Raw genomic sequence first — 16,777 nt, forward strand, 5'->3', positions numbered from 1 at the left:
TGCGACCGAACGGGATCCGCGCCGAAACGGTTCTCCGCCGTACGAGACACATGAGGCGCAGGTCACATTCATGGGTTGTCACAGCGCGCGGGGCCGCTCTGTCCAAGAGGGCGTACGCACCGGCAACCACCCAGGAGTACACCGTGGAAGCTCGTCTGAACGTCATGGCCAGTCCGGTCGCGGCCAAGGCCATGAAGCACCTCATCGCCGCGGGCAGGGCGCTCTCGGAGTCGACCGTGCCGGCCTCGACCCGCGAACTGATGATGCTCCGCGCCAGCCAGATCAACGGCTGTGCCGGATGCATCGACATGCACACCAAGGAAGCCGCCGCGGCCGGCGAGACCGCCGTACGCCTCCACCTGGTCGCCGCCTGGCGGGAGGCCAAGGTCTTCACCGACGCCGAGCGTGCGGCGCTGGAGCTGACGGAGCAGGGCACCCGCATCGCCGACGCGGCCGGCGGCGTCCCGGACGAGGTGTGGGCGAACGCGGCCAAGTACTACGACGAGGACCAGCTCGCCGACCTGGTGGCCCAGATCGCCGCCATCAACGCCTTCAACCGCGGCAACGTCATCACCCAGCAGCCCGCCGGCGACTACGAGGCGGGCATGGCCGCCAAGTTCCACTGACGACCGACGACAAGAGCCCCGCGACCTGCTCTCGCAGGTCACGGGGCTCTCGATTCCGTGTGGCGGCGCCAGGATTCGAACCTGGGAAGGCTGAGCCGGCAGATTTACAGTCTGCTCCCTTTGGCCGCTCGGGCACACCGCCGGGTCGGCCACCAGATCGAACCACTTCTCGGCGGTGCTCCCTGGCGACGACGTAAACAATACCCGATACACGGGGGTGCTTCGCCACCCGGTTGATCTCCGCCCCTCGGCTCGTGGGGTGGCTAGGCTGGTGCGGATGCGGCCCGGTACGACGCCGGGCCCGGCGGCCGCCGCCGCGCACGCCGGCACGCACCCGACACGCATCCGATACGCACCCCGATACAAGGAGCCACAGGACATGGCCGACTCCAGTTTCGACATCGTCTCGAAGGTCGAGCGGCAGGAGGTCGACAACGCCCTCAACCAGGCCGCCAAGGAGATCTCGCAGCGCTACGACTTCAAGGGCGTGGGTGCCTCGATCTCGTGGTCCGGGGAGAAGATCCTCATGGAGGCGAACTCCGAGGACCGGGTGAAGGCCGTCCTCGACGTCTTCGAGTCCAAGCTGATCAAGCGTGGTATCTCGCTGAAGGCCCTGGACGCGGGCGAGCCCCAGCTGTCCGGCAAGGAGTACAAGATCTTCGCGTCGATCCAGGAGGGGATCTCCCAGGAGAACGCGAAGAAGGTGGCGAAGATCATCCGCGACGAGGGCCCGAAGGGTGTGAAGGCCCAGGTCCAGGGTGACGAACTGCGCGTCTCCTCCAAGAGCCGGGACGACCTGCAGGCCGTGATCGCGCTGCTGAAGGGCAAGGACTTCGACTTCGCGCTGCAGTTCGTGAACTACCGGTAAGACCTACCGGCAACACCTAGCGGTAGGACCCGAACGGAAGGGTGGGCACCCCGAGCGGTGCCCACCCTTCCGTGCTGTCTTCGCGCGTGTCCGTGGTTCGCGCCCTGTTGACCGAGTGTTCGTGATCCGGTGTCCGTGTGTTCGCGACCTGGTGACCGTGGGTTCGTGGTCTGTTGACGTGGACGACATCACCGGTCCACGGCGCCGTCGGGGCGGTCAGTAGGGTCGGCGCATGACCTTCTCCGGCACCGGACCGGGCCCCGGACTGCGCCGCACCCTCGGGGTGCGGGACGCCGTGGTCGTCGGCCTCGGCTCGATGGTCGGGGCCGGCGTGTTCTCGGCCCTGGGTCCGGCCGCGCGCGCGGCCGGACCGGGGCTGCTGCCCGGGCTGGCGCTCGCGGCCGTGGTGGCCTACTGCAACGCGATGTCCTCGGCCCGGCTGGCCGCGCGCCATCCGGCCTCCGGCGGGACGTACCTGTACGGGCGGGAACGGCTGGGCCCCTTCTGGGGCTATCTCGCGGGCTGGGCGTTCGTGGTCGGCAAGACGGCGTCCTGCGCGGCCATGGCGCTCACCGTGGGCGCCTACGCATGGCCCGGGCAGGCGCACGCGGTGGCGGTCGCGGCCGTGGTCGCCCTCACCGCGGTGAACTACGGCGGGCTCCAGAAGTCCGCGTGGCTGACGCGCGTGATCGTGGCGGTGGTGCTGGCCGTCCTCGCGGCCGTGGTGGTCGTGTGCCTGGCCTCCGGGCGGGCCGGCGCCGGGCGGCTGGACATCGGGCTGTCGTCGGGCGCGGGCGGGGTGCTCCAGGCGGCGGGACTGCTGTTCTTCGCGTTCGCCGGATACGCCCGGATCGCCACCCTGGGGGAGGAGGTACGGGATCCGGCGCGCACGATCCCGCGCGCGATCCCGCTGGCCCTGGGGATCGCACTCGTGGTGTACGCGTGCGTGGCCGTCGCCGTGCTCGCCGTTCTCGGTCCGGACCGGCTCGGGCACGCGGCGGCGCCGCTGGCCGACGCGGTACGGGCGGCCGGCGCGCCGGGGCTCGTGCCGGTGGTGCGGGCGGGGGCCGCGGTGGCGGCGCTCGGCTCGCTGCTCGCGCTGATCCTCGGCGTGTCCCGGACGACGCTCGCCATGGCCCGGGACGGGCATCTGCCCCGGGTGCTGGCGGCCGTGCACCCGCGTTTCCAGGTGCCGCACCGGGCGGAGCTCGCCGTGGGCGCGGTGGTCGCCGTACTGGCCGCGACGGTCGACGTGCGGGGCGCGATCGGCTTCTCCTCCTTCGGCGTGCTCGCCTACTACGCCGTCGCCAACGCCTCCGCGTGGACCCTGAGTCCGGCCCCGGCCGCCCGCGTGGTGCCCGTGGTGGGCCTGCTGGGCTGCGCCACGCTGGCGTTCGCGCTGCCCGCCGTCTCGGTGGCCGTGGGGGCGGGCGTGCTCGCGGTGGGCGTGGCGGTCCACGCCGTACGGCGGCGGGCGCGGCGGCGTACCGAGTGACGCCTTGTCAGCGCGCCCGGCACGCGCGCGTGGTGCCCGTTTTCCGGCGGCCCGCCCGGCGGGCCGGCGGCGCCGCCGAGTGGGACCGTCCGCGAACGTTCCCGATCACGCCACAAGGATGCTGCGGTTCTGCCCGAACGCCGGACATGCTGATACTGGTGGCAGCAGGCATGCCGACGGAACGACCTGGAGAGGTACCGATCATGAAGGTGTTCAACCTGCTGCTCAACATCCTGTGGCTCGTCTTCTGCGGCTTGTGGATGGCGATCGGTTATCTCATCGCTGCCGTGATCTGCTTCGTCCTGATCATCACCATCCCGTTCGGCATCGCTTCGCTGCGCATCGCCGGCTTCGTCCTGTGGCCGTTCGGCCGGACGACCGTGGAACGGCCGGACGCGGGGGCGGGCTCCTTCATCGGCAACGTGATCTGGGTGATCTTCGCGGGATGGTGGCTGGCACTGGGGCACCTGATCACGAGCATCCCGCTGTTCCTGTCGATCATCGGGATCCCCTTCGGCTGGGCGAACCTGAAGCTCGTCCCGGTCTCGCTCATGCCGCTCGGACGTGAGGTGGTCGCGTCGGACCAGGGATTCGCCGGGCGCTGATCCCCCCCCGTGCCGGGGCGCCGACCACAGGGGCGGTCCGCCTCCTGCGGCCGGTGCCGGGCGCGCTCCACCGCCGGGCCGCCGACTTCCGCGGGGGGTCGGGCTCAGCGTCGGCAGGCACTTTCGGCGTGCACCTTGACGCCCCGTTCCTCCTGGTCGGCGAGCCGTTCCAGCAGCGCGGCGACTGCTCGCGCAGCATGTCCCGGACCCGCAACTAGTCGAGATATACGGTGGCCAGCCGCAGGGGGACCGTGGTGTGCCGGGCCAGGGTCTCGATGACCGGGTGATGGGCGCGGGCGGTCGCCTCCAGCCACCGCAGGTCCTACAGACCGGTCTTCAGTGCCGCCTTCGAGAACTCTTCCCGCGGCACGGCGCTCACGGCCGTCGCCACCGGCCCTGGACGGACCAGGGTGACCGGGGCGTCGTCCTGCTCGTCCCGTCCCTCCAAGGACTGCGGGCCTTCACCGGTGACGGCCCGCCAGCTGCTCCAGCCGGGCGATGCGCTCCGCCATCGGCGGGTGCGTGGAGAACATCTTGGACAGCCCCTGACCAGGGCGGAACGGGTTCGCGATCATCATGTGGCTGGCGGTCTCGATCCGCGGCTCTGGGGGCAGCGGGAGCTGCTGGGTGCCGGTCTCCAGCTTTCTCAGGGCACTGGCGAGGGCCAGCGGGTCGCCGGTGAGCTGGGCTCCGGAGGCGTCCGCCTCGTACTCGCGGGAGCGGCTGATGGCCAGCTGGATGAGGCTGGCGGCGAGCGGGCCGAGGATCATGATCAAGAGCATGCCGAGCAGGCCGGGGCCGTCGTCGTCGTCCGAGCGGCCGACCGGGATGAGCCAGGCGAAGTTCACCAGGAACATGATCACCGAGGCGAGCGCACCGGCCACCGAGGAGATGAGGATGTCCCGGTTGTAGACGTGGCTGAGCTCATGGCCGATGACGCCGCGCAGCTCGCGCTCGTCCAGCAGGCGCAGGATGCCCTCGGTGCAGCACACGGCCGCGTTGCGCGGGTTGCGGCCCGTGGCGAAGGCGTTGGGGGCCTCCGTGGGCGAGATGTACAGGCGGGGCATGGGCTGGCGGGCCTGCGTGGACAGCTCACGGACCATCCGGTACAGCGCCGGGGCCTCGAACTCGCTGACCGGGCGGGCGCGCATCGCGCGCAGGGCCAGCTTGTCGCTGTTCCAGTACGCGTACGCGTTCGTCCCGAGGGCGACCAGGACCGCGACGACCAGACCGGCACGGCCGAAGAAGCTGCCGATGACGATGATGAGTGCGGACAGCCCCCCGAGGAGTACTGCGGTCCTGAGCCCGTTGTGCCGGCGGTGCACTGTGCGCCCTCCAAGTCGTGCAGCTGGGGAACACTTTGGTCCAGTGGACCCTCCCGCCTGTGACAACGCCAGGCGGCGGCTGGGAGTTCCCTGGTGGGTGCGGGTGCGCGCCGGGGCCGTACGGGTGACGGGGTGCGTGCGGCCACGTGCGCGTGGGGCCGGGTGTGCCCCACGCGCGCGTGGCCGCGTCTCAGAACAGTCCGGTGGCCGCGAATCGGAGGACCAGCTGGGGTGCTCCGGACAGGGCCACGCCGAGTACGCCGGTGAGGGCGAGGGCTGCCGTGACGGGGGCCGGGACGCGGTGCCGGGCGGGTTCGCCCTCGGGGGCGCGGAACAGCAGCGCCGTCCACTGCAGGTAGTAGAAGAGGGCGATCACGACGTTGACGGCCATGACGACGGCGAGCCAGCCGAGGCCCGCGTCCACGGCCGCCGAGAACACGGTGACCTTGGCGAACAGGCCGATCACGCCCGGCGGCAGTCCGGCCAGGCACAGCAGGAAGAACGCCAGCAGGAGCGCGGTGAGCGGGTTGGTGGCGTACAGGCCCCGGTAGTCGCTGATCCGGTTCAGGTCCCGGCTGCGGCCCACCACGGCGGCCACCGCGAACGCCCCGAGGTTCACGGCGCCGTACATCAGCGCGTAGGCCACCGTGGAGCCGATCGCCTTCTGCGGGTCACTGGCGTAGCCGGCGGCGGCGATCGGCACCAGCAGGTAGCCGGCCTGGCCGACGGAGGACCAGGCGAGCAGCCGTACGGCGCTGTACGCGCGCGTGGCCTGCTGGCGCAGGGCGCCGACGTTGCCGACGGTCATGGTGAGCGCGGCCAGGACGGCGAGCGCGGGACCCCAGACGTCGGCGTACGACGGGAACGCGACGACGGTCACCAGGATCAGGCCGGAGAAGCCGACCGCCTTGCCGACGACCGACAGGTAGGCGGCGACGGGCAGCGGCGCGCCGACGTAGGTGTCGGGCACCCAGAAGTGGAAGGGGACGGCGGCCGTCTTGAAGGCGAAGCCGATCAGGGTGAGGACGACACCCGCCTGGGCGAGCGTGTGCAGCTGTCCGCCGACGTGGGGCAGGCGCTGGGCGACCTGGGTGAGGTAGAGGGTGCCGGTGGAGGCGTAGACGAAGCTGATGCCCATCAGGCTGACCGCGGTGGCCGTCACCGAGGACAGGAAGAACTTCAGGGCGGCCTCGGAGGACCGCTCGTCGCCGTGCCGGATGCCGACCAGGGCGAAGGCGGGCAGGGAGGCGACCTCCAGGGCGACGATCAGGGTGGCGAGGTCCCGGGACGCGGGCAGCAGGGCGGCTCCGGCCGCGGAGGACAGCAGCAGGAACCAGAACTCGCCCGGCGGTACGCGCCGCCGGTCGTCCTCCAGGTTCGTGACGGACAGCAGGGCCGCGAGCAGCGCGCCGCCGAGGACGAGGAACTGGATGACGAGCGTGAAGTGGTCGGCGGTGTAGCTGCACGCGCGCGTACCCCCGCCGGTCAGGCAGAAGGTGCTGCGGTCGCCGTCCAGGAGGGGCAGGAGCATCAGCGCGGCCACGGCCAGTCCGGCGACCGAGACCCAGCCGAGGACGGCCTTGCGGGCCTCGGGCAGGAACAGGTCGGCGACCAGGACGACGAGTCCCACCGCGGCGGCGATGGTGGGCGGGGCGACGGCGAGCCAGTCGACGGACTGGACCAGCGACTCGGCGAGGGGCTGGGCGCTCATCGGGTGCCTCCTGCGAGGAGCTGCTGCACGGCCGGGTCGGTCAGGCCGAGCAGCGCCCTCGGCCACAGTCCGGCGACGACGGTGAGGGCGACGAGCGGGGTCCAGGCGGCGAACTCGTAGCCGCGCACGTCGGCGAGTTCCGGGACCTCCTGTTCGGCGCCGCCCATGCATACCCGGCGGACCACGATCAGCATGTACGCGGCCGTCAGCAGGGTGCCGAAGGCGCCGATCGCCATGAAGGTGAGGTACGCGGGCCGGCTGAGGTCGGCCGCGGGCTTGAAGGACCCGAACAGGGCCAGCATCTCGCCCCAGAACCCGGCGAGCCCGGGCAGCCCGAGCGAGGCGACGGCGCCGAAGGCGAGCAGGCCGCCGAGGCGGGGCGCCTTGCCGTACAGGGCGAGGCCGGTCTCCTCGGCGAGTGTGTCGAGGTCCGTCGTGCCCGTGCGGTCCTTCAGCGCGCCGACCAGGAAGAACAGCAGGCCGGTGATGAGGCCGTGGGCGATGTTGGCGAACAGGGCGCCGTTGACGCCGGTCGGGGTCATGGTGGCGATGCCCAGCAGCACGAAGCCCATGTGGCCGACGGACGAGTAGGCGATCAGCCGCTTGAGATCGCCCTTCGCGCCCCGCTTGGCCAGCGCCAGACAGGCCAGCGACCCGTAGATGATCCCGACCACGGCGAACGCCGCGAGGTACGGCGCGAAGGTGTGGAAGCCGTGCGGCGCCACTGGCAACAGGATCCGGACGAACCCGTACGTACCCATCTTCAGCAGGACACCGGCCAGCAGCACCGAGCCGACGGTCGGCGCGGCGGTATGCGCGTCGGGCAGCCAGCTGTGCAGAGGCCACATCGGCGACTTCACCGCGAGCCCGATCCCGATCGCCAGAACGGCGATGACCTGCACGGACGCGGTCAGCGACCGGCCGTTGTCAGTGGCGAGTGCCACCATGTCGAACGTGCCCGCCTTGATCCCGATCAGGAGCAGGCCGAGCAGCATGACGACGGAGCCGAGCAGCGTGAACAGGATGAACTTCCACGCGGCCCGGGTCCGGCCCTCGCCGCCCCAGCGGGCGATGAGGAAGTACATCGGGATGAGCACCATCTCGAACGCGAGGAAGAACAGCAGCAGATCGAGGACGGCGAAGGTCGCGAGGGTGCCGGACTCGAGCAGGAGCAGCAGCGCGACGAACGCCTTCGGGGAGCCGCCCTTGGGCGGGTTGAAGTAGGAGTACAGCGCGCACAGGAAGGTCAGCAGCGCGGTCAGCACGACAAGGGGGAGCGAGATGCCGTCGATGCCGAGGTGGATCCGCACGTCGAGCGCGGGGATCCAGCTGATGTCGGTCGTGGCCTGCATCTTCGACGGATGGTGGTGGTCGAAGCCGAGCGCGAGGGCGATCGCGGCGATGAGGATCGCGCCGGTCACGGTCACGCCGTGCCGCAGCACGGCTTGCTCGGGCGACTTCCCCTTCAGCCCGGGCGGGGCGGGCAGGAGGGCGGCGACGGCGCCGAGGAGCGGGCCGACGACGGTGAATGCCAGAAGGAACTGCATCACGGACTCGTTGATATCGATCACGCCTGCTCACGCTCCCGTGGCGACGAGGACGACGGCGACCGCCAGGACGACGGTGCCGGCGAGCAGCGCGCTCACATAGGTCTGCACATTGCCGGTCTGCGCCCGGCGTACGGCGGCCCCGAGCAGCCGGGGCAGCGCGGCCGCGCCGTGTACGTAGGTGTCGACGACCTCGCGGTCGAGGAACCGGACGAGACTCGCTCCGGCCTGCACCGGGCGGACGAACAGCGCCGCGTACACGGCGTCCACGTGGAAGCCGGCGGCCGCGTGGCGGCGCAGCGGGCCGAGCAGCAGCCGCGCCGGGTCCGCGGGGTCCGGCGCGTAGGCGATGTCGCCGTAGGCCGGCTCGTGGGTGGCGATGGCCTCGGCCTCGACCAGTCCGGCGGCCTCCTCCGGATGGGCGGCGACCGCGCCGAGCGGGACCCGGGCGGCGAGGGCGGTGGTGCGCTGCCAGGCGCCGAAGGTGAGCAGCCCGCCAACCAGGGCGAGGCCCGTGCCGAGGACGGAGGTGAGCAGGGTCGGGGTCAGGTCGCGGCCGTCGAACCAGCCGGGCAGCGCGCGGTAGGCGAGCCCGCCGAAGGCGAGGGACGGCACGGCGAGGACCCACAGCACCACGGTCATCGTCAGCGGCTGGCGGCCGTGGTCGGGGGCCTCGGCGCCCCGGCCGCGGAAGGCCAGCAGCCACAGCCGGGTGGCGTAGGCGGCGGTCAGCAGGGCCGTGACCAGGCCGGTGACGAGGACGATCCAGCCGGCCGCGCCGGGCACGTGCGCGGTGTGACCGTCGGCCGCTCGCTCGGCGGCACCGAGGACGGACTCCTTGGAGAAGAAGCCGCTGAACGGCGGGATCGCGGCGAGCGCGAGGAGCGCCACGGTCATCGTCCAGTAGGCGTCCGGCACGCGGTCGCGCAGGCCGTGCATGCGGGACATGGCGGCCAGCGAGTTGGTGCCGGCGGCGTGGATGATCACACCGGCCGCGAGGAACAGCAGCGCCTTGAAGGCGCCGTGGGACAGGAGGTGGAAGACGGCGGCACCGCGGTCGCCGACGGCGAGGGCGCCGGTCATGTAGCCGAGCTGGCCGATGGTCGAGTAGGCGAGGACGCGCTTGATGTCGTCCTGGGCGAGCGCGGCGAGGCCGGAGCCCACCATCGTGACGGCGGCCATGACGGCCAGCACGGTCATCGCGGCCTGGGAGGCCTCGAAGACGGGAAGGAGACGGGCGATGAAGTAGACACCGGCGGCGACCATCGTCGCCGCGTGGATCAGCGCCGAGACGGGGGTCGGGCCGGCCATCGCGTCCGGGAGCCAGGTGTGCAGCGGGAACTGCGCCGACTTGCCCGCGACGCCCGCGAGGAGCAGCAGGGCGACCACCGTCGGATGGTGCAGGCCGCCGCTCGCGACGGCGCCGAGGACGCGGGTGATGCGGAAGGAGCCGGCGTCGGTGGCGAGCGCGAACAGGCCGATGAGGAACGGCACGTCGCCGAGCTTGGTGACCAGGAAGGCCTTCAGTGAGGCGGCGCGGGCCTCGGGGGTCTCCCAGTAGTGGCCGACCAGGAAGTAGGAGCAGATGCCCATGACTTCCCAGCCGACCAGCAGCACGATCAGGTCGCCGGAGTAGACGACCAGGAGCATCGCGGAGGTGAACAGGGAGACGAGTGCGGCGTACGAGGGGTAGCGCGGGTCGTCGCGCAGATAGCCGGTCGAGTAGATCTGCACGCAGGCGGCGACGAACGCGACCAGGATCGCGACGAGCGCGGCGAAGCCGTCGATGTGCAGCGCCAGCTCGATGGGGACCGAGCCGGTGGGCGTCAGTTCCGTGTGGGCGTCGATGGCCTGACCGCCGCCCTGGCGTGCGGCGACCAGCGCGGCCAGGACGAGCGAGGCCAGCGGCGGCAGCACGGCGAGCGGACGGACGAACCCGGGCCCGGTGCGGCCGAGCAGCAGTCCGGCCGCCGCGCCGAGGAACGGCAGAAGCGGGACGAGGACGGCGAGGGTGGTCGTGGTCACGCGCTGGCCTCAGCCTTCTCGGCCGCGGAACCCGGTCCCTCGGTGCCGGGACCCTCGGCGGTGTCGCGGAGCTTGTCGATGTCGGAGGTGCCGCGGTTGCGGTAGACGGCGAGCACGATCGCCAGGCCGATGCCGATCTCGGCCGCGGCGATGGTGATGGTGAACAGGGTCAGCGCCTGGCCGGAGTGGAGGGTCTCCTGCGCGGCCCGGCTGAGCCAGACGTCGAAGGCGACGAGGTTGAGGTTGACGGCGTTGAGCATCAGCTCGACCGACATCAGGACCAGGATCGCGTTGCGGCGGGCGAGGACGCCGTACAGGCCGGTGCAGAACAGGAGGGCGGAGAGTACGGCCGGGTAGGCGAGGTGCATCAGCGGGCGCCTTCCTTCTCGCCGGCGGTGGTCACGCCGGTCACGGAGGTGGCGTCCGTGTCCGCCTTGGCCTTCCGGGACAGGACGATCGCGCCGACCAGGGCCGCGAGGAGCAGCACGGACAGCGCCTCGAAGGGCAGCACCCAGTTGCGGAACAGGCTCTCGCCGGTGACCCGGGTGGAGCCGGCGGCCGGGCCGTTCAGGTCGATCCAGGTGGTGCGGAAGGCGTCGACGACCACCCAGACCAGGGCGACGGCGGCGGCGACCGCGACGGTCAGGGCGGCCCAGCGGTTGCCGGAGTCGGCGTCCGGGGAGCGGCCGATGGGGGCCTTGGTGAGCATCAGCCCGAACAGCAGGAGGACGACGACGGAACCGACGTAGATCAGGACCTGCACCCAGGCGATGAACTCGGCCGTGAGCAGCAGGTACTCCACGGCGAGGCCGCCGAGCGCGACCACCAGCCACAGGGCGGCGTGCACCAGCTGGCGGGTGGTGACGGTGACCAGCGCGGCGCCGAAGGTGACCAGTCCGACGAGGAGGAAGGCGATCTCGACGCCGGTCGGCGACAGGAAGCCGTGCGAGGCCGCGGCGAGGTGCACGCCGGGGTGACCCGCGGCCGCGCTCAGGGTGGAGGCGAGGGTCACGACGTGGCCTCCCCCGGTTCGGCCTGCGCGGCGGCCAGCTTCTCGGCGGTCTTGCGGGCGGCGGCGATCTCCTTCGGTTCCTCGGCGGCCGCGTCGAGGGCCGGCGGGGCCGGGACGGTCCACATCCACTCGCGGAGCTTGTCCCGTTCGTGGGTGAGCTCGCGGATGTCGGTCTCGGCGTACTCGAACTCCGGGGACCAGAACAGCGCGTCGAAAGGACACACCTCGATGCAGATACCGCAGTACATGCACAGGGAGAAGTCGATGGCGAACCGGTCGAGGACGTTGCGGCTGCGCTCGCGGCCGCCCGGGGCGGCCGGCGGGACCGTCTCCTTGTGGGAGTCGATGTAGATGCACCAGTCCGGGCACTCACGGGCGCAGAGCATGCAGACCGTGCAGTTCTCCTCGAACAGGCCGATCACGCCGCGGGTGCGGGGCGGGAGTTCGGGCTGGGCGTCCGGGTACTGCTCGGTGACGTGCTTCCTCGTCATCGTGCGGAGGGTGACGGCAAGGCCCTTGGCGAGGCCGCTGCCAGGGATGGGGGCCATTAGGAGATCACCACCTTGACGATGCCGGTGAGGGCGATCTGGGCGAGGGAGAGGGGGACGAGGAGGGTCCAGGACAGCTTCTGGAGCTGGTCCTCGCGCAGCCGTGGGTAGGTGACGCGGAGCCAGATGACGAGGAAGGCGAGGATCGCGGTCTTCAGCAGGGTCCACAGCCAGCCGAGTCCGTCGTGGCCCCACGGTCCGTGCCAGCCGCCGAGGAAGAGGACGGTGGTCAGGCCGCACAGGACGACGATCCCGGCGTACTCGGCGAGGAGGAAGAGGGCGAACCGCAGTCCGGTGTACTCGGTGTACGCGCCGAAGATGATCTCCGAGTCGGCGACGGGCATGTCGAAGGGCGGGCGCTGCAGCTCGGCGAGTCCGGCGACGAAGAAGACGACCGCGCCGACGATCTGCCAGGGCACCCACCACCAGTGGAAGGCGTGCAGGATGCCGGGCAGGGAGACGGTGCCCGCCGCCATGGCGACCGAGGCGGCGGCGAGCAGCATCGGCAGTTCGTAGGCGAGCAGCTGGGCGGCCGTGCGCAGGCCGCCGAGCAGGGAGAACTTGTTCGCGCTGGCCCAGCCGGCCATGAGCGAGCCGAGCACGCCGACGCCCATGACCGCCAGCACGAAGAACACGCCCGCGTCCAGGACCTGGCCGACGGCGCCCTTGCTCGGGCCGATCGGGATGGCGAGCAGCACGAGGAGGTACGGCAGCAGGGCGACGGCCGGGGCGAGCTGGAAGACGCGGCGGTCGGCGCCGGCCGGGACCACGTCCTCCTTCTGTGCGAACTTCACGCCGTCCGCGATGAGCTGGGCCCAGCCGTGGAAGCCGCCCGCGTACATCGGGCCGAGGCGGCCCTGCATGTGCGCCATCACCTTGTGCTCGGTCTGGCCGATGATCAGCGGGAAGGTGAGGAAGACGACGAACACCAGCAGGAGTCGCAGGGCGACGTCCAGCGCGCCGTTCACTGCGGGCCTCCCGTGGGGTCGTGGTCGTCAGGGTCGGGGGCGGTGCCGGTGTCCGGACTGGAGTCGGCGCCGGTGTCCGGGCTGGAGTCGTCCGGATTGCCGGGCTCTTCCCCGGTGGTGGGCTCGTCACCGGTGGTGGGCGCCTCCCCGGTGGTGGGCGCGCCCCCGGTTACGGCCGGCCCTTCGGGTTGCTGCCCTGCCTGCCCGGTGTGTTCGGGCGCCGCAGCGGCCCGCTCCGGTTCCTCCGGCGCCCGCTCCGGTTCCTCCGGCGCCTGTTCCGGCGCCGCCGGGGCCTGTTCCGGTTCCTCGAAGGCCGGGCGGGCGTGGTGCCACGGGGCGTCCGCGCTGCGCGGGGCCGGGCTCCGGCGGCCGGGGGGCGCCGCGGTGTCCGGCGCCGCCCGCTCATCCGTAGCCGGTGCCGTCGGCTCGCCCGGCGCCTGTGCCGTCGGTTCCGGAGTCCGGGGTCGCTGTGAGGCGGAGCCCTCCGAGGCGCTGCGGGCGCGGCGCGGACGGGCCGGGGCGGGGCCGGGCTCGTGGGCCACGGAGGCCTCGGCGACCGGGCCTTCCGCCGCCGCGGCACGGGTCGTGTCGCCCTCGGCAGCGGCCTGCTCGAGCTCGGCCGCGTCCTGGGCCACGTCCTGGGGTGCCGGCGTCTGGCTCACCGAGCCCTCACCGGCGCTCCGCATCCGCCGCGGCCGGGCACCGGCAGCACCCGCAGCCCCAGCCGCACCGGCACCCGCAGTCCCAGCCGCACCCACAGCCCCAGCAGCACCGGCACCCGCAACCCCAGCAGCACCCGTGCCCGGAGCCGCACCAGCCCCCGCCGCCGTAGCAGCCTCGCCCGTCTGGCTCGCCGAGCCCTCCGCCGCCGTACGGGTGCGTCGTACCGGACGGTCACCGGCCGCGCCCGCGCGAGCTGCCGGTCGTTCGCCCGGCGCGCGGCCCGCGCCCCGCGCCGGGCGGGCAGGGGCAGGGGGCAGCTGGCCCTTCAGCGGGCCCCACTCGTTGGGGTCCGGCACGCCCGGTGGGAGCATCTGGCGGCGCTTGGGGCCGCCGTGCTCGGATTCGCCGGGCTCCTTCGCGCCGGGCCAGGCCTTGGCGACACGCGCGGCGAGGACGAAGTCCTTGCGCAGCGGGTGGCCCTCGAAGGTCTCCGGCAGGAGCAGGTGCTCCAGACCCGGATGGCCCTCGAACACCACGCCGAACATCTCGTGGGTCTCGCGCTCGTGCCAGGCCGCGCCCGCGTAGACGCCGACGGCGGAGGGCAGTGCCGGCGCCTCGTGCGGGACGGTCGTACGGACGAGGAGGCGGCGGACCGGCCCCAGGGCGACGACGTGCGCGGAGACGCGGAAACCCGTGCCCGGTTCGTCGACCGCGCTCAGCCAGTCGAAGTAGGTGCAGCCCAGGGTCGTACGGGCCGTCTCCAGGGCGGTGAGCCAGGAGGACGGGGGTACATCCACGGTCAGGAGGTCGTACGACTCCTCGGCCGTGGCGTCCGTACCGAAGAGGTCCTCGACCGGGGCGGGCAGCCAGCCGACAGCGCTCATCGGGTGTCCCCCTCACCGGCGGGGGCGGGCGGCTTCACCAGGTCGCTGGTCAGGGCGGCCGCGGACGGCCGGGCGGAACCGGAGCCGTACCGCTCCTCCAGCGACTCGCGGGCGATCTTCTCCTGGAGCTTGAGGATGCCCTGGAGCAGCGCCTCGGGGCGCGGCGGGCAGCCGGGGACGTACACGTCCACCGGGATGATCTGGTCGACGCCCTTCGTCACCGAGTACGAGTCCCAGTAGGGGCCGCCGCAGTTGGAGCAGGCACCGAAGGAGATGACGTACTTCGGCTCGGGCATCTGCTCGTACAGGCGCTTGACGGCCGGGGCCATCTTGTCCGTGACCGTCCCCGAGACCACCATCAGGTCGGCCTGGCGGGGCCCGGGGGCGAACGGGATCACGCCGAGGCGGATGAAGTCGTGACGGGCCATCGACGCGGCGATGAACTCGATCGCGCAGCAGGCGAGGCCGAAGTTGAAGACCCAGAGCGAGTAGCGGCGGCCCCAGTTCAGGACCACCTTCATCGGCTCGGGGGCCAGGCGGGCCAGGGCGCCCAGCCGCTTGGGCTCCGGCAGGTACACGGGCTCCGGGTTCACGTCCATGTCAGGACGCCCTTCTTGTATGCGTACAGCAGGCCAACGGCGAGGAAGCCGAGGAAGACGAACATCTCCACGAGCGTCGTCGCGCCGTAGCCGGGGGCGGCGAAGACCGTCGCCCAGGGGAACAGGAAGATCGAGTCGACGGCGAAGATCACGTACAGGAAGGCGTAGACGTAGTAGCGGACCTGGGTGTGGGCCCAGCCCTCGCCGACGGGGTCGACGCCGCACTCGTAGGTCAGGAGTTTCTCGGGGGTCGGCACGACCGGGCGCAGCAGGCGGCCCGCGCCGAAGGCGACCGCGACGAACAGCACGCCGACGAGGGCGAGCAGGCCCACCACCGAGTAGGACTGGAAGTAGCCGGCCGCGATGACGTGCGCCGCGGCGGCCGTCGAGTCCCCCAACGTCTCCCGCACCGTCCGACCTCGCTCCCTGACATCATTCGACGATCTGTACGCACGGGAGTCTAGGCCCTGATAAAGAGCGGGTAAGCAGCCTGTCACGCCATGAGACGGCTCGGGACGGCCGGCGGGGACGGCCGAGGGGTGCGGGGTGGGGTTTTCCCCCGTCGGCGGAGGGCGGCGTACCGCATGGCGCGGAGGGTGCCGGGCACGGCAGGCTGACCGGTATGACCGCTACCAGTTCCGCCGCCGGCCGGGCCGACGGCACCGACCAGCTGCCCCCGCTCCGGCCGGCGTACGACGCGCACACCTGGAAGGAGATCCTGTATCTCCTGCTGAACCTGCCGGTCACGGTGTTCGGCTTCGTGTACGCGCTCACCGCGCTGTCCGTCGGCGGGTCCCTGACGATCACCGTCGTCGGCCTTCCGCTGCTGGCGCTCGGCCTGCTGGGCTCCCGGCAGCTGGGAAAGCTGGAGCGGGCCCGCGCCCGGCGGCTGCTCGGGGTGCGGGTGGAGGAGCCGACTCCGCTGCCGCTCGCCCGGACCGGCGGCCTGGCGCAGCGGCTGTGGATGGCGCTGAAGGACCCGGTGGCCTGGCGGACACTGCTGTACGACCTCATCCGGCTGCCCTGGGGCGTCCTCACCTTCTGCACCGTGCTGACCTCGCTGTTCGTGCTGTGGCCGGTGCTGCCGTATCTGGCGCGTGGCCTGGCGAACGTCGACCGGTTCATGGTGCGCGGGCTGCTGTCGCCCTCGGACGAGCTGGAGCGCCGTATCGCCGAGCTGGAGTCGGACCGCGGGGTGGTGGTCGACACGGCCGCCGCCGATCTGCGGCGCATCGAGCGGGACCTGCACGACGGCGCCCAGGCACGGCTGGTCAACCTGGCCATGGGGCTCGGTCTGGCCAAGGAGAAGCTGCTGGAGGATCCCGACTCGGCGGCGGCGATGGTGGAGGAGGCGCACGGCGAGGTGAAGCTGGCCCTGCAGGAGCTGCGCGACCTCGCCCGCGGCATCCACCCGGCCGTGCTGACCGACCGGGGCCTGGACGCGGCCCTGTCCTCGGTCGCCTCCCGCTGCACGGTTCCGGTGAAGGTGACCGTGGACCTGCCGGACCGCCCGGCGCCCGCCATCGAGGGCATCGCCTACTTCACCGTCTCCGAGCTGCTGCAGAACGTCAGCAAGCACAGCCGCGCCCGGTCCGCCTCGGTGGACGTGTGGCGCACGGAGGACCGGCTGTTCATGCAGGTCCGGGACGACGGCCGGGGCGGCGCCCGCCTCGACGGCGGCACCGGCATGCGCGGCCTCGCCGAGCGACTGGGCGCGGTGGACGGCCTGTTCGTCCTCGACTCACCGCCCGGCGGCCCGACGGTGGTCACGGCGGAGCTGCCGTGGCGTGACCGCACGGAGTAAGCCGACGGCTCCCGGTACGGGTGCGGCGGCCGGCATGCCTTTTCGGGTGCGGAGGCTGGCGTGCCCTTTCGGGTGCGGAGGCCGACGTGCCCTTTTC

17 protein-coding genes and 1 tRNA gene are annotated in these 16,777 nt (G+C 72.2%); 5 read left to right on the forward strand and 13 right to left on the reverse strand.

The annotated features are described in order from the left end of the window. Positions 1 to 143: 143 nt before the first annotated feature. Positions 144 to 626, forward strand: coding sequence for a carboxymuconolactone decarboxylase family protein (locus tag ABB07_RS16060; RefSeq protein ID WP_208899344.1), 483 nt, complete (start codon positions 144 to 146; stop codon positions 624 to 626). Between the two features lie 60 nt (positions 627 to 686). On the opposite strand, the gene ABB07_RS16065 is transcribed toward ABB07_RS16060, so the two are convergent. Beyond that, a tRNA-Tyr gene (locus ABB07_RS16065) sits at positions 687 to 768 on the reverse strand. 237 nt (positions 769 to 1,005) lie between these two features. Between ABB07_RS16065 and ABB07_RS16070 the strand changes: the two genes are divergently transcribed. The 3 genes from ABB07_RS16070 (at position 1,006) to ABB07_RS16080 (ending at position 3,594) form a co-directional block, all read left to right on the forward strand. Then, positions 1,006 to 1,494: a YajQ family cyclic di-GMP-binding protein gene (locus tag ABB07_RS16070; protein WP_208899345.1), complete on the forward strand. Its 489-nt coding sequence runs from the start codon at positions 1,006 to 1,008 to the stop codon at positions 1,492 to 1,494. A 232-nt stretch (positions 1,495 to 1,726) separates the two neighbouring features. Further along, complete coding sequence (locus ABB07_RS16075; protein WP_208899346.1) at positions 1,727 to 2,989, forward strand: APC family permease; 1,263 nt, start codon at positions 1,727 to 1,729, stop codon at positions 2,987 to 2,989. 203 nt (positions 2,990 to 3,192) lie between these two features. Then, positions 3,193 to 3,594: a YccF domain-containing protein gene (locus ABB07_RS16080; protein WP_208899347.1), complete on the forward strand. Its 402-nt coding sequence runs from the start codon at positions 3,193 to 3,195 to the stop codon at positions 3,592 to 3,594. A gap of 322 nt (positions 3,595 to 3,916) precedes the next feature. Here ABB07_RS16080 and ABB07_RS41530 read toward each other — a convergent pair whose 3' ends face one another. The 12 genes from ABB07_RS41530 to ABB07_RS16135 form a co-directional block, all read right to left on the reverse strand. Continuing rightward, positions 3,917 to 4,042: a hypothetical protein gene (locus ABB07_RS41530; RefSeq protein WP_279617389.1), complete on the reverse strand. Its 126-nt coding sequence runs from the start codon at positions 4,040 to 4,042 to the stop codon at positions 3,917 to 3,919. 13 nt (positions 4,043 to 4,055) lie between these two features. Continuing rightward, positions 4,056 to 4,919 carry a zinc metalloprotease HtpX gene (gene htpX, locus ABB07_RS16085; RefSeq protein ID WP_208899348.1) on the reverse strand — a complete coding sequence of 288 codons (864 nt, stop codon included), beginning with the start codon at positions 4,917 to 4,919 and terminating at the stop codon, positions 4,056 to 4,058. 190 nt (positions 4,920 to 5,109) lie between these two features. Beyond that, positions 5,110 to 6,630: an NADH-quinone oxidoreductase subunit N gene (locus ABB07_RS16090; protein ID WP_208899349.1), complete on the reverse strand. Its 1,521-nt coding sequence runs from the start codon at positions 6,628 to 6,630 to the stop codon at positions 5,110 to 5,112. Continuing rightward, positions 6,627 to 8,201, reverse strand: coding sequence for an NADH-quinone oxidoreductase subunit M (locus tag ABB07_RS16095; RefSeq protein WP_208899350.1), 1,575 nt, complete (start codon positions 8,199 to 8,201; stop codon positions 6,627 to 6,629). The genes ABB07_RS16090 and ABB07_RS16095 overlap by 4 nt, the downstream gene beginning before the upstream one ends. Positions 8,202 to 8,207: 6 nt before the next feature. Continuing rightward, positions 8,208 to 10,202 carry an NADH-quinone oxidoreductase subunit 5 family protein gene (locus tag ABB07_RS16100; protein ID WP_208899351.1) on the reverse strand — a complete coding sequence of 665 codons (1,995 nt, stop codon included), beginning with the start codon at positions 10,200 to 10,202 and terminating at the stop codon, positions 8,208 to 8,210. Next, complete coding sequence (gene nuoK, locus ABB07_RS16105; protein WP_208899352.1) at positions 10,199 to 10,570, reverse strand: NADH-quinone oxidoreductase subunit NuoK; 372 nt, start codon at positions 10,568 to 10,570, stop codon at positions 10,199 to 10,201. Before nuoK ends, ABB07_RS16100 begins: the two co-directional genes overlap by 4 nt. Continuing rightward, positions 10,570 to 11,214: an NADH-quinone oxidoreductase subunit J family protein gene (locus ABB07_RS16110; RefSeq protein WP_425264727.1), complete on the reverse strand. Its 645-nt coding sequence runs from the start codon at positions 11,212 to 11,214 to the stop codon at positions 10,570 to 10,572. Before ABB07_RS16110 ends, nuoK begins: the two co-directional genes overlap by 1 nt. Next, a complete protein-coding gene (locus tag ABB07_RS16115; RefSeq protein WP_208899353.1) occupies positions 11,211 to 11,762 on the reverse strand; it encodes a NuoI/complex I 23 kDa subunit family protein in 552 nt (183 codons plus the stop codon). Before ABB07_RS16115 ends, ABB07_RS16110 begins: the two co-directional genes overlap by 4 nt. Next, positions 11,762 to 12,730: a complex I subunit 1/NuoH family protein gene (locus tag ABB07_RS16120; RefSeq protein ID WP_208899354.1), complete on the reverse strand. Its 969-nt coding sequence runs from the start codon at positions 12,728 to 12,730 to the stop codon at positions 11,762 to 11,764. Before ABB07_RS16120 ends, ABB07_RS16115 begins: the two co-directional genes overlap by 1 nt. Further along, positions 12,727 to 14,277, reverse strand: a complete 1,551-nt coding sequence (locus ABB07_RS16125; RefSeq protein ID WP_208899355.1) for an NADH-quinone oxidoreductase subunit C — start codon at positions 14,275 to 14,277, stop codon at positions 12,727 to 12,729. The genes ABB07_RS16120 and ABB07_RS16125 overlap by 4 nt, the downstream gene beginning before the upstream one ends. After that, entirely contained in the window at positions 14,274 to 14,876 is a 603-nt protein-coding gene (locus ABB07_RS16130; RefSeq protein ID WP_208899356.1) for an NADH-quinone oxidoreductase subunit B, read from the reverse strand. The genes ABB07_RS16125 and ABB07_RS16130 overlap by 4 nt, the downstream gene beginning before the upstream one ends. Further along, positions 14,867 to 15,286, reverse strand: a complete 420-nt coding sequence (locus ABB07_RS16135) for an NADH-quinone oxidoreductase subunit A (protein WP_208899357.1) — start codon at positions 15,284 to 15,286, stop codon at positions 14,867 to 14,869. Before ABB07_RS16135 ends, ABB07_RS16130 begins: the two co-directional genes overlap by 10 nt. Positions 15,287 to 15,498: 212 nt before the next feature. On the opposite strand from ABB07_RS16135, the gene ABB07_RS16140 reads away from it, so the two are divergent. Further along, the gene (locus ABB07_RS16140; RefSeq protein ID WP_208899358.1) at positions 15,499 to 16,680 is read left to right on the forward strand and encodes a sensor histidine kinase; all 1,182 of its coding nucleotides are present in this window, start codon (positions 15,499 to 15,501) and stop codon (positions 16,678 to 16,680) included. The last annotated feature ends 97 nt before the right edge of the window (positions 16,681 to 16,777 follow it).

The organism is Streptomyces incarnatus (assembly GCF_001027185.1).
GTDB lineage: Bacteria > Actinomycetota > Actinomycetes > Streptomycetales > Streptomycetaceae > Streptomyces > Streptomyces puniciscabiei.